The following is a 12881-nucleotide window of genomic DNA, read 5'->3' as shown; positions in this document are numbered from 1 at the left end:
AGCCGGATCGCCGCGGCCCGCTGATCGCAACGCGCCGCGGCTCAGCCCAGCTCGCCACCGACTCCGGCGCCCGGCGTGACCAGCCCGGTCTCGTAGGCGACGACAACCGCCTGCGCGCGGTCCCGAAGCCCGAGCTTGGCCATGATCCGCGCGACGTGGGTCTTCACCGTCGCCTCGCTCAGGCTCAGTCGCGCCGCGAGCTCCGCGTTGCTCAGACCGGATGCCAGCAGCTGGAGCACCTCGAGCTCCCGCGGGGTCAGGGTGGAGAGGTCACGGTGCAGGGCGGTGCCGCGGTCGGCGCGGGCGAACCGTTCGACGAGGCGCCGGGTGATCGCCGGCGCCAGCAGCGCGTCCCCGAGCCGGACCAGTCGCACCGCCCCGACAAGCTGCTCCGGGCTGACGTCCTTGAGCAGGAATCCGCTGGCGCCGGCGGCCAGCGCCGCGTAGACGTACCGGTCGAGGTCGAACGTCGTCAGGATGATCACCCGAGGCGCGCCGGTCGCCGCGGCACCGCCGAGGATGCGCCGGGTGGCCTCCAGCCCGTCCATCTCGGGCATGCGGATGTCCATGAGCACGACGTCCGGGCAGGTCCGTCGCACCGCCTCCACCGCCTGGACGCCGTTGGCAGCCTCGGCGACGACCTCGATTCCGTCGGCGGCCAGGATCATCCCGAAACCGGCGCGCACCAGCGCCTGATCGTCGACGATCACCACCCGCAGCGGCGGCGACGCTGCCTCTGCGGCTGCCGCTACCCCTACCCCTGCCGCTGCCTCTGCCGCGCCGGTCACGGTGCCGCTTCCGTCCTGACAAACACCGACCTCATACCTGACGAGGGTGTCACGGCGCGGGCACCGGGATGACGGCGGTGACACGGTACCCACCGGTGGGCCGCTCCCCGGCCTCCAGCGTGCCGCCGTACACGGCGAGCCGCTCCCGCAGGCCGATCAGCCCCGCACCGCTGCCGGCGGACGCCGCCGCGGTGGGCGTGCCACCCGAGTCGGTGACGTCGATCCGGAGCCGGTCGGGCTCGTACCCGAGGCGAACCTGGATGCGTGCCCCGGCGGCATGCTTCATGGTGTTCGTCATGGCCTCCTGCACCACCCGGTAGGCCGTCAGGTCCGCCCCGGTGGACAGCGCCGACGGCGTCCCTTCGGTGCGCACCTCGACCGCGACGCCGGCGTCACCGACCCGGGCGACGAGCCCGCCGAGCTGGCCGAGACCCGGCTGCGGCTCCAGCCCGGCCTCGGCCCGATCCGCCGGTTCCGCCATCGCCGCCGCCGCGGTCGTCTCCGCCGTCGTCTCCGCCAGCGGCATCGTCATCGTCAGCAGGCCCATCACGTGCCGCAGCTCCGACATCGCGGCCCGCCCACCCGCCTCCACCGAGAGCAGCGCCTCGCGAGCCCGGTCGGGGGCGAGGTCGAGCACCTTGCGGGCGGCCCCGGCCTGGATGACCATCACGCTGACGTTGTGCGTGACCACGTCGTGCAGCTCCCGGGCGATCCGGGCCCGCTCCTGGTCGACCGCGCGCCGGCTCGCCGTGGCCTGCTCGGCCTCGAGGCGCCGGATCCGCTGCGTCTGCCCGTGGATGGCGTTAGCCGCCAGCCCGATCGGGATCAGCAGCAGGAACGGCAGGTAGGCGGAGGAGATCTCCGGCACGTTGTGCTCGTGGCGCACGGCGACCACCGCCGCGCCGACCAGGACGCACGCGACCGCGGCTCGTCGGTGCGGGCTGTACATCGCCGCGCTGTAGGCCGCGATGAGGACCGAGATGAAGGTGAACACGGTCGTGTCGTCGCCGGTGGCACGCACGTGGACCAGCAGCGCCGGGACGAGCACCGCCGCGTAGGCGGCGAGTGGACGCCACCTGCGGGCGAGCAGCGGCAACGCGCTCAGCCCGGCGAGGACGAGCTGCCAGACCGGGGCACGCCCGGGTACCTGCTGGGCGTACTCGAACGGCCCCACCGGCGCGATCCCCGGCCAGCCCTGCCGGACCAGCGGGTCCGGTGGGTCCGGTGGGTCCGGTGGGTCCGGACGTTCCGGCTGTTCTGGCCGTTCCGGCTGTCCGCGCTGTTCTGGTTGTCCGCGCTGTTCTGGTTGTTCGACCGGGTCAGACGGTTCCACCGGGTTCCGCTGGCCCTGCGCCTGCGAGTGCTCGCCGGCGCCGGTCGACACGGGCACCCGGACGCTGAAATCACCGGACGACTGCCAGGTCGCGATCATCGTCGCCGCCGCGAGCACCACTGCCAGGATCACGTCGGCCGCCCAGGCCCAGGCCGACAGCCCGCCGGCCGGGCCGTCGACGCGGGGCCTGAGCCGCCGCCAGCGGTCACCGAGGCTGGGGCGCGTCACCGGACCAGTGTCGCAAGGCGGAACAGCCGGCACATCAACCTCAGCGGTCAGCCGGCTACATCGACGGCGTACATCCCCAGGATGACCTGCCGGTCGATCAGTCGGAAGCGGTAGCAGACCTCGCCCCCGCGGGCGACGTGCCGAGTCGCGCTCCGGGCCTACCGTCCGCGTTGACCCGACCACGTTGACGCGACTGCGGGCGCCACCGGCCGCCCCGCGGCCCGATGCGCCGGCTCTGTAACCGAGGAGGAACCCCGTCCGTGACCAGCACCGAGCCCCTCACCGAGGAGCCCGCCGCAGGAGCACCACCGGTGATCGAGCTGCGGGAGGTGACCAAGAAGTACGACTCCGGAGCGCCCGCGCTCGCCAGCCTGTCGCTGCGGGTGAGCCCCGGCGAGGCGCTCGCCGTCCTCGGCCCGTCGGGCAGCGGCAAGTCAACCCTGCTCAACCTGATCGCCGGGCTCGACCGGCCGAGTTCGGGCGCCGTCACAGTGGACGGACGCCGGGTCGACCAGATGAGTGAGACGGCGTCGGCGAAGTTCCGCCGTGGCCGCGTCGGCATGGTCTTCCAGTTCTTCAACCTGCTCGACGACCTCACCGTGCTGGACAACGTCCTGCTGCCGGCCCAGCTCGCCGGGGTGCCCCGCGCGCAGGCCCGGGATCGTGCCGTGGGCCTGCTCCGCCACCTGCGCATCGACCGGTACGCGGCGGCCTACCCCGGCCGGTTGTCCGGTGGGCAGCGGCAGCGGGTCGCGGTCGCCCGCGCGCTGGTCAACCGCCCGGCGCTGCTGCTCGCGGACGAGCCGACCGGGGCGCTCGACACCGCCGCGGGCGAGGAGGTGACGGCGCTGCTCGCCGAGCTCAACCGGGAAGGGCTGACCGTCGTGCTCGTCACGCACGACGTCCGGCTCGCCGAGGCGACCGCGACCCGTGTCATCGAGCTGGTGGACGGCGCGATCGTGCGCGACGCCGCGGTGGGCGGTGCCACGGTACGCGACACCGCAGTGCGCGACACCGCAGTGCGCGACACCGCAGTGCGCGACGCCGCGGTGGGCGCCTGATGGCGGCCGTCGGGCGGGTGGTGCGCTCCGGGGTGGCGCGCCGGCGGGTGCAGACCGCGGTGATGGTGCTGACCGTGGTCACCGCCGTGAGCGCGTCAGTCCTCGCGGCAGGCCTGCTCGTCGCTTCCCGGGCGCCCTTCGACCGCGCGTTCGCCCGGCAGGCCGGGGCGCACCTGACCGCGCGGTTCGACGCCGGTGCCGTCCATACCGACACGCTGGCCGCGACCCGTTCTCTTCCAGGCGTCGCGGCCGCGGCCGGGCCGTTCCGCACGCTGTCCACCCGCCCCACCGCGGTCACCCTGCCCGACGGCGGCAGCCTGAACATTCCGGACGGACAGCTGCCGCTGCTGACGTTGGTCGGCCGCTCGGCGGCGGACGCGACCGGCCAGGTCGACAAGGTGATCCTGGTCGACGGCCGTTGGCCGACCGGGCCGGGTGAGATCGTGCTCGACGCCGGGGCCTCGCTGCCGCCGTTGACCGGACTGAAGCTCACGTTCGCCGATCTGCCGGGCGCTCCGGATCTCACGGTTGTCGGCCGGGGCCGATCCATGACGCACAGCGCGTCCGGCTGGGTCACGCCGGATCAGCTCACGGCCCTGGCGCAGGCACCGGAGTCGGCGGGATACCAGATGCTCTACCGGCTCACCGCGGCCGCCACCGAAGCCGAGGTCCAGGCCGGGCGGGACGCGATCAGCGCGGCGCTGCCGGCCGGCACGATGACCGGCTCGCAGTCCTATCTGCCCGTCCGCAGGAGCGCGCTTGCGGACACCACGGTCTACGTCCCGTTCGTCGCCGCCTTCGGGCTGCTGGCGCTCGCGATGTCCGCACTGATCATCGGCATCGTGGTCAGCGGGGCGGTGGGCGCCTCGACCTGGCGGATCGGAGTGCTCAAGGCACTCGGCTTCACGCCCGTCCAGGTCGTGCGGGCCTACGTCGGCCAGGCTCTGGTACCGAGCGCGGTCGGCACGGGACTCGGACTGCTGCTGGGCAACCTCGCGGCGGTCCCGATCCTCCACCAGCAGGCTTCGGCCTACCAGGTGGGGGCGCAGACCATTGCGCCCTGGGTCGACATCGCCGTCGCCGGCTGGGTCCTCCTCCTCGTCGGCCTCGCCGCGCTGCTCGCCTCGGCGCGGGCGGGCCGGCTGCGCGCGATGGACGCGATCGCGGTCGGCCGGGCGCCGCGTGCCGGCCGCGGCCAGCTGGCGCAGCGGTTGACCGGCCGGCTTCCGCTGCCCCGCCCGATCGCCCTCGGACTCGCGGCCCCGTTCGCGCACCCCGCCCGCTCGGCGGTGCTCGCGGCCGCGGTGTGCCTCGGTGTGGTCGGAGCGACGTTCGCCGTCGGCCTCGGCGCCACGCTCACCAGGCTCACCGAGGACAACGGCGCGGATGGCCGCGGCGACGTCCTGATCGACATGGGGGGCATGCTGGCCGCGGGTGACGGCGTCGCGGCCGTCGAGACCCGCGGGAAGCCGGGGAACCAGGCGGGCCCGGCCGGCGGGGCGGGCGGCGGCAGCCCGGTCGGCGGCGGCCCGGTCAACGGCGGCGGTCCGGCGCAGGAGCCGGACCCACGGGCGGCGGCAGCGGCGATCTCCGCCGCGCCGGGCACGGAGCGCTTCTACGGAACCGCCGAGACCGAACTGTCCGCGCCGGCGATCGCCGGCCCGCTTCAGGTCACCGCCTACGACGGCGACGCCTCCTGGGCGAGCCTTCCGATGATCTCCGGCAGGTGGTTCGGCGGACCCGGCGAGGCCGTCGTCGACACCCGGTTCCTGCGCGCGGCGAACACCGAGGTCGGAGGAACGGTCACCCTCGACGGCGGCGGGCGCACGGTCACGCTGCGGATCGTCGGCGAGTTCTTCGACCTTCATGCCGACACCATCGATCTGAGGACCGACATGGGCTCGCTCCCGAGCCTCGGGCTCGGCCTGGCCCCGAGCAGGTTCGACGTCGATCTCAGGCCCGGCACGGACGCCGTGCAGTACCTGGCGCGGCTGCGGCCGGACCTCGAGGCCGCCGGCGCGATGGGCCAGACGAACGAACCCGCGCCCGGCAGCACGATCATCATCATGAAATCCCTGATCACGATGCTGACCCTGATGATCGCCGCCGTGGCGGTGCTCGGCGTCCTCGACACGGTCGTGCTGGACGTCCGACGCCGGGTGCGGGACTTCGGCATCCTCAAGGCGCTGGGCATGACGCCGCGCCAGACCATGGTGGTGATCGTGACCTCGGTCGCCGGCATCGGGCTGCTGGCCGGGTTCGTCGGCGTACCCACCGGGATCGCCCTGCACCACTTCGTCGTGCCCAGGATGGGTGCCACCGGCGGCACCAGCGTCCCGGCCCGCTATCTCGACGTCCTGCGCCTGCCGGAACAGCTGGGCCTGCTCGCCGGCGGCCTCGTCATCGCCGTCGCGGGAGCACTGGCACCCGCCGGGTGGGCGGCGGGAAGCAGGACCGCGACGGCCCTGCGCTCCGAATAGCCCGCGCTCCGAATAACCCTCCGGAGCCCGCCGCCGACGCCTGCCGCGGCTGATCGACCGCGGCTAGTCGCCGGTGGTGGGCTCCGGTGCGCCCCCGAAAATGCTGTTGCAGAACAGCAGGTAGAACTGGTCGGGCTGGGGCACGTACTCAAGCTTCTCCAGCTCGCTCTTGTGGTCGCCCTCGGTCTCCAGGGCGAACGTGCCATAGCCGAGCACCCGGCCGTTGGGATCGAGGGTGTAGGAGAGGTCCGTGATCTTCGACATCGGAATGCTCTGCACCTTGAGGGAAATGATCCCGGACACCTTGACAAACCGCGAGTTCGTGACAAGCAGGATCGTGCAGTACCAGGTGAGCATGCGCCACAGCAACCGCAGGACCGCGGCGAGCGCACCCCACCACAACAGCGTGATCAGGATGCCGCCGCCCCGGCCATGGGCCGCCGCGTAGATGTTGAGTGCCACGACGCCCACGAGGACCGCGACCGTCTCGAGTACCACCCGAGCTAGAACCACCCAGTGCAGTCTAATCCGGACAATTGCCTGCTCATTCGCCGCCAGAAATCGGTAATTACGCACGCAGAGCTCGCCCCCGTCTCCACACTTTGCCACATGATCGCACATTTCGGGCGCCGCTGACCACCCCGAAGGAGATCCGACTCCAAGGACCGCGGGCGAAGCCGGCACATGGCCGGGTCGACGTGAAACGAATCGCGCTCCGGAACATTCGTCCGAGCTGCCAGCCCGCCATTGGAACCGGCATTGAACCGCGGCCCCGCCGACCCGGCAGCGACAATGTCGGGACAGCGACATTGACATCACCACCGAAGCCGGCGATGATCACTCATCTCCGTCGGCTCGGCGGTTTGGAGTCAGCCACCCGCGGGTAACGGGCCCCCGAGGCCCCACGGTGAGATACCGCGGCCCGGCGGATAGCGCACCCCCACCGCCGGGCGGCCCGGGGGTAGCTCCGCCAGGTGRCTCGACGGTGAATCGAAGGAAAATTTCCGTCGACGAAATCGACAGCTCGAAACCATGGCGAGAACACATTTCCCAACGACGGCAACCCGCGCTCACCGGGGTAGTCGATCTTGGTATTGTTGCCGCGAAAGTGTTCAGCCTGCGGAGTTCGGTGGATGGATCACAGCCGCGAACTCCACTCCAGGGGGAGAGCTCACAGGTGATCGGGATGCCAGGTTTACGGCGCGCCTGACGTACGGCGACACGACCCGATCCCACTTTTCTTTCGAGACCACCAGCCAGGGGGCCTGATGCTCTCCCGCCGTCGGACGCTGTGCGCTGCACTCTCCGCGGTCATCCTCGGCACGGCGAGCCTGCTCGCCGGATGCACGTCGCCCGAGGCAAGCGCGGCCGTCGGCTGCACCGCGCCCGGTGTGACCGACGACCAGATCAGCCTCGGCGTACTGGTCCCGGACTCGGGGCCGGCCGCGGAAGGCTTCACGAACTCGCTGGCCGGGGTCGAGGCCCGCCTCGGCGCGGTGAACGCGGCCGGGGGCGTGAACGGCCGCAAGGTCGTCTACCAGTGGCGCGACGACAAGGGCTCGGCAACCGGAAACGATCTCGGTGCCCGCGAGCTCGTCGAGCGCCAGCAGGTCTTCGGGCTGGTCGAGCTGTCGGTGGCGGCCTCGGCGAGCGCGGCCTACCTGGCCGGCCAGGGAGTTCCCGTGACCGGGCTGGCCAACGAGCCGGTCTGGTCGACGATGCCGAACATGTTCGCCTTCACCTATGTGACCGGCGCGGCCGTCGACACACAGGGACGCTTTGTGAGTTCCCAGGGCGGTACCCGTGCGGTGATCCTGCAGCCCGCACTGTCGGCGGGCATGACCGAGACCGGGCAGAAATACGAGGCCAGTATGAAGGCCGCCGGCGTACGCGTGGTCGACATCGTCAACTTCACCTCGGGTGTGGACACGCCGACCGCGGTTGCCAAAAGAGTCGTCTCGGCAAAGGCCGACACGATTATCAGCCTCATTTCCCCGGAGAATCTCATCGGCGTCCTCAACCTGCTGCGGCAGGCCGGTCGCGCGCCGAAGGTGGTTCTTTCGACCAACGGCTACGGCCGGGAGCTGCTGCAGAACTTCGGGGCGCAGGCGGCGGGAATCACCATGCCGCTGGTTTACCGGCCGTTGGAGCTCGGCGGCCCGGCGACCGAGGCCTACCTCGACGCGATGACGCGGTACGCACCGCAGGTCACCCATCCCGAGAACGACGCCTCGGTACTCGCCTACATCGCCACCGACATCTACCTGGAGGGCCTGCGCCTGGCCGGGGCCTGCCCGAACCGCCAGGGCTTCATCGGGCGGCTGCGCGCGGTGAACAGCTACGACGCCGGCGGCCTGATCAGCCCGATCAGCTTCCGCACCGACGCGCTCCGGCCGACCACGTGCTACTCCTTCGTGCAGGCCAACGCGGCCGGCAACGGGTTCCTGGTGGTCGAGCCGGATCTGTGTGGCAGCGCGATCAGCCCCTGATCAGGGTCACTGATCAGCGCCGTCGGCGGACCGGCGGACCGATGTTCACCCAGAACGGATTCGCCGTGGGCTCCTTCCCTGAACCCGGGTTGGGCGCCAGACTTCGTTGTTGTGAGCATCCTCGACGACGCCCTTGAGGGCATGGACCTCGACGTCCGACCGCAGGACGACCTCTTCGGCCATGTGAACGGCAGATGGCTCGTCGAGGCGGAGATCCCTTCGGACCGTTCGAGCTGGGGCCCGTTCGTACAGCTCGCCGACGCCGCCGAACAGCAGGTCCGCGACATCATCGCCGACCTCGCCGCCCAGGACCCCGCCGCCCAGGGCGAGGAGACGCGGAAGATCGCCGACCTCTACAACTCCTTCCTGGACTTCGACGCGGTCCAGGCGCTCGGCCTCGACCCGGTACGTCCGCTGCTGGACGCCGCCGGGGCGCTGCGTGACGTCCAGGGCCTCGCCGCCTTCCTCGGCGGCTTCGAGCGGATCGGCGGCAACGGGCTGTTCGGCTCCTATGTCGACACCGACGACCGCAACTCGGACCGTTACCTGTTCCATCTGCGGCAGGGCGGCCTCGGCCTGCCCGACGAGTCGTACTACCGCGACGACCGGTTCGCCGAGATCCGCGAGAAGTACGCCGCCTACCTGGCCCGCATGTTCGAGCTCGCGCAGCTGCCCGACCACGAGGAGGCCGCGCAGCGGATCCTCGCCCTGGAGACCCTGCTCGCGAAGGGCCACTGGGAGCGGGCCGAGACCCGCGACGTCCAGAAGACGTACAACCTCATGACCACCGCCGAGCTGGCGGCGCTGTGCCCCACCTTCGACTGGGACGCCTACGTCACCGCGCTGGGCGGTCAGCTGACCGGCCCGCACGCCACACTCGCCGAGGCGTGCGTGCGGCAGCCGTCGTTCTTCGAGCACCTGTCGATCGTGCTGAGCGACACTCCGGTCGAGGTCTGGCGCGAGTGGCTGGCGAGCCGGGTGCTGCGCGCGGCCGCACCGTATCTTTCCGAGCCGTTCGTCCAGACGAACTTCGACTTCTACGGCCGCACTCTCAGCGGCGCGCCCGAGCCGCGGGCGCGTTGGAAGCGCGGGGTGTCGTTCGTCGAGACGGCGATCGGTGAGGCCGTCGGCCGGGAGTACGTCGCCCGCCATTTCCCGCCGCAGGCCAAGGCCCAGATGGACAACCTCGTCGCGAACCTGCTCGCGGCCTACCGTGAGTCGATCTCCCGGCTGGACTGGATGACCGAGGAGACCAAGCGGCGCGCCTACGAGAAGCTCGAGACGTTCCGGCCGAAGATCGGCTACCCCGACCGGTTCCGGGACTACTCGGCCCTGCAGGTGCGCCGGGACGACCTGGTCGGCAACGCGCAGGCCGCCGCCGCGTTCGAGACGGACCGGGAGCTCGCCAAGATCGGCTCGCCGGTCGACCGGGACGAGTGGTTCATGCTCCCGCAGACGGTCAACGCCTACTACAACCCGGGCACCAACGAGATCTGCTTCCCGGCCGGCATCCTGCAGAAGCCGTTCTTCAGCCCGGACGCCCACCCGGCCGAGAACTACGGCGGCATCGGCGCGGTCATCGGGCACGAGGTCGGCCACGGCTTCGACGACCAGGGGGCGCAGTACGACGGCGCCGGCAACCTCAACGACTGGTGGACCCCGGCCGACAAGGCCGCCTTCGAGGTGAAGTCCAAGACGCTGGTCGAGCAGTACAACGCGCTCGAGCCGCGCAACCTCCCCGGGGAGAAGGTGAACGGTGCGCTCACCGTGGGTGAGAACATCGGTGACCTCGGTGGCCTGACCATCGCGCACACCGCGTACATCATCGCCACCGGCGGCGAGGCGTCCCGGGACGACCGGCGGCGGCTGTTCATGAACTGGGCCTATGTGTGGCGCACCAAGCGCCGCCTCGAGCTCGAGCGCCAGTACCTCGCCACCGACCCGCACAGCCCGCCGGAGCTGCGGGCCAACATCGTGCGCAACCTCGACGAGTTCCACGAGGTCTTCGGCACCGCCCCCGGCGACGGCCTGTGGCTCGACCCGGACGAGCGGGTCCGCATCTGGTAGCTGGGCGAATCCGGGCCCCGCCACCTCGGCTGGCGTTGCTACCGAACAAGAAGTGAGGATTTTGGTCGTCGCGACGACCAAAATCCTCACTTCTTGCGGATTGCCAGGTGACTCTGCGCCCCTTTTGCCCCTCTTAATGGGATTTGTTGACGCTGCGCGGCGGTACAAGGTCCCCGGTGGGCGGCCGTGCGGCGGGTGGCCCGGTCTCAGCCAGCGGCGTTCGTCCCGTCCGCGCGCAGCACGCCACGGCGGATCAGCTCGCCGATGACCTCCTCGGCCGCCGCGCGGGCGTCGGCGAGGCGGGCCCGCGCCGCCGCCTGAGAGTGACCGGCGACGATGGCGTCGACGACGCGCCGCTGAGCCTCGACGACGTCCTCGGGTGTGCGCCGGTCGCTCTCCCGCGCGGCCCAGGCGAGGAAGCCGCCTACGCCCTGTAGCTCGGCGAGCAGGCGTGGGGTCGCACCCGCATCATGCTGCAGCTGGACGATCTCGGCGACGAGATCCTTCGTACGGGTGCCGGTCACCGCTGCGTCGGCCCGTCCGTCGGCTGACGCACCGTCGGCAGACGCACCGTCGGCAGACGTACCGCCAGCGGACGCACTGTCGACAGATGCACTGTCAGCCAGCGCCTGGAGGAGGTCCTGGAGCCGGGCGAGCACCCGCGGGTCGCGGTCCTTCGCGACCCGCGCCGCCGCGACCCCGCTCAGCACGCCCAGGACGTGGAAGTCCGCGCGCAGCGTGCCGGCGTCGAAGTGCGCCACGATCGCCACCCGGTGCATCCGGGTGGCGATCAGCCCGTCCCGCTCGAGCAGCACGAGTGCCTCGCGGACCGGGGTGGGGCTCACCCCGAGCGCCGTGCCGATCCGTTCGACGTCGATCCGGTCGCCGTGCCGCAGACTGCCCGCGAAGATCTCCCGCTGCACGTACTCGACGACCGCGGCGCTTGTTCTGGTGCGCCGCAGCGCGGCTGGGACAACCACCTGACCATCGTGACCACCACGGGTAGCAAACGTCAATTAAGTATCCAAAATTGTAGATTGCCAGCGGTACAGAGTGAACGTACACTCATGTTCGCGTGAGCGCGGCAACGGCCGCACCGACCCAAGGAGGCCCTGAATGGCGGGACTGGCTGGTCTACGCGTGGTGGACGCCGACGCCCACATGACCGAACGCCACGACCTGTTCACCGAGCGCGCGCCGAAGGGGTACGAGGACCGGGTCCCCCACGTCGAGAAGATCGACGGCATGGACATGTGGGTCATCGAGGGCAAGACCTTCGGCAAGGCAGGCTCGGGCGGCACCGTCGACCACGACGGGAAGAAGCACGCGTTCCGCGACTCGCAGGGCGGCTCGTGGGGCATCAAGGACGTCCACCCGGCTGCTTGGGACCCGAAGACGCGCCTGGCCCTGATGGACGAGCTCGGCATCCAGGCCCAGGTCCTCTACCCGAACGCCATCGGCATCGGCGGCCAGAACCTGCGCAACTCGGTCAAGGACGAGGTACTTCTCCGGCTGTGCGTCGAGCTGTACAACGACGCGATGGCCGAGGTGCAGGCCGAGTCCGGCAACCGGCTGCTCCCCATGCCGATCATGCCGGCATGGGACATCGCGGCCTGCGTCCGCGAGGCCGAGCGCTGCGCCGCGCTGGGCTACCGCGGGGTCAACATGACCGCCGACCCGCAGGACTCCGGCTCCCCCGATCTCGGCCACCCCGACTGGGACCCGTTCTGGGAGGTCTGCGCCGGGCTGAAGCTGCCGGTGCACTTCCACATCGGCGCCAGCCAGACCTCGCTGTCGTACTTCGGCACCACCTACTGGCCCAGCCAGGACAACTACGTGAAACCCGCCATCGGCGGCGCCTCGCTGTTCCAGAACAACTCCCGGGTGCTGCTCAACAGCGCCTACTCCGGCATGTTCGACCGGCACCCCGACCTGAAGATGGTCTCCGTCGAGAGCGGCATCGGCTGGATCCCGTTCATGCTCGAGGCGATGGACTACGAGCTTGCGGAGAACGCTCCCAAGCACGCGGAGAAGCTGAACAAGCTGCCCTCGGAGTACTTCCGCGACAACTGGTACGCCACGTTCTGGTTCGAGACCGGCCGCGGCGACCTGCAGCACCTCATCGACCAGGTCGGCGAGGACACCATCATGTTCGAGACGGACTTCCCGCACCCGACCTGCCTGCACCCGGACCCCATCGGTCTGGTCAGCGAGAAGATTCTGACCCTGCGCCCGGAGACGCAGGAGAAGGTCATGGGCGGAAACGCCGCCAAGCTCTACCGGATCTGACGACTCGTCGACGGATTGGGCGGCTGGGACACCTGGAACGAGCAGTGACCCGGCCGCCCACCCGGCACCCCCAGCACAGATCTGCCCAGCTCAGGGCACCAAAAGATAAACGAACACTAACTTATTGTTATCCTGAGCGAACCGAC

At 70.8% G+C, this 12881-nt stretch carries 9 protein-coding genes; 5 read left to right on the top strand and 4 right to left on the bottom strand.

Annotated elements, in window-relative coordinates; all coding sequences use genetic code 11:
* Window positions 1–41: 41 nt before the first annotated feature.
* Both CcI49_RS14670 and CcI49_RS14665 read right to left on the bottom strand, forming a co-directional pair.
* Entirely contained in the window at window positions 42–713 is a 672-nt protein-coding gene (locus CcI49_RS14670; RefSeq protein WP_054569359.1) for a response regulator transcription factor, read from the bottom strand.
* 124 nt (window positions 714–837) lie between these two features.
* Window positions 838–2349, bottom strand: a complete 1512-nt coding sequence (locus CcI49_RS14665; protein ID WP_241840066.1) for a histidine kinase — start codon at window positions 2347–2349, stop codon at window positions 838–840.
* 260 nt (window positions 2350–2609) lie between these two features.
* On the opposite strand from CcI49_RS14665, the gene CcI49_RS14660 reads away from it, so the two are divergent.
* Both CcI49_RS14660 and CcI49_RS14655 read left to right on the top strand, forming a co-directional pair.
* Window positions 2610–3410, top strand: a complete 801-nt coding sequence (locus CcI49_RS14660) for an ABC transporter ATP-binding protein (protein WP_076827163.1) — start codon at window positions 2610–2612, stop codon at window positions 3408–3410.
* Complete coding sequence (locus CcI49_RS14655) at window positions 3410–5890, top strand: ABC transporter permease (RefSeq protein ID WP_076827161.1); 2481 nt, start codon at window positions 3410–3412, stop codon at window positions 5888–5890. Before CcI49_RS14660 ends, CcI49_RS14655 begins: the two co-directional genes overlap by 1 nt.
* A gap of 63 nt (window positions 5891–5953) precedes the next feature.
* Here CcI49_RS14655 and CcI49_RS14650 read toward each other — a convergent pair whose 3' ends face one another.
* Window positions 5954–6388: a PH domain-containing protein gene (locus CcI49_RS14650; RefSeq protein WP_232295383.1), complete on the bottom strand. Its 435-nt coding sequence runs from the start codon at window positions 6386–6388 to the stop codon at window positions 5954–5956.
* Window positions 6389–7158: 770 nt separating this feature from the next.
* Between CcI49_RS14650 and CcI49_RS14645 the strand changes: the two genes are divergently transcribed.
* Window positions 7159–8379, top strand: a complete 1221-nt coding sequence (locus CcI49_RS14645; RefSeq protein WP_054569362.1) for an ABC transporter substrate-binding protein — start codon at window positions 7159–7161, stop codon at window positions 8377–8379.
* A 111-nt stretch (window positions 8380–8490) separates the two neighbouring features.
* A complete protein-coding gene (locus tag CcI49_RS14640) occupies window positions 8491–10446 on the top strand; it encodes a M13-type metalloendopeptidase (protein ID WP_054569363.1) in 1956 nt (651 codons plus the stop codon).
* A 206-nt stretch (window positions 10447–10652) separates the two neighbouring features.
* Here the strand turns inward: CcI49_RS14640 and CcI49_RS14635 are convergent, their stop codons facing one another.
* Window positions 10653–11426, bottom strand: a complete 774-nt coding sequence (locus CcI49_RS14635) for a GntR family transcriptional regulator (protein WP_076827159.1) — start codon at window positions 11424–11426, stop codon at window positions 10653–10655.
* A gap of 136 nt (window positions 11427–11562) precedes the next feature.
* Here CcI49_RS14635 and CcI49_RS14630 point away from each other — a divergent pair, with 136 nt between their 5' ends.
* A complete protein-coding gene (locus tag CcI49_RS14630) occupies window positions 11563–12735 on the top strand; it encodes an amidohydrolase family protein (RefSeq protein WP_076827157.1) in 1173 nt (390 codons plus the stop codon).
* Window positions 12736–12881 lie beyond the last annotated feature (146 nt).

Source organism: Frankia sp. CcI49 (assembly GCF_001983215.1).
GTDB lineage: Bacteria > Actinomycetota > Actinomycetes > Frankiales > Frankiaceae > Parafrankia > Parafrankia irregularis.
Note: the sequence above shows the minus strand (reverse complement) of the source record. Positions and strands in the feature narration are given on the sequence as shown.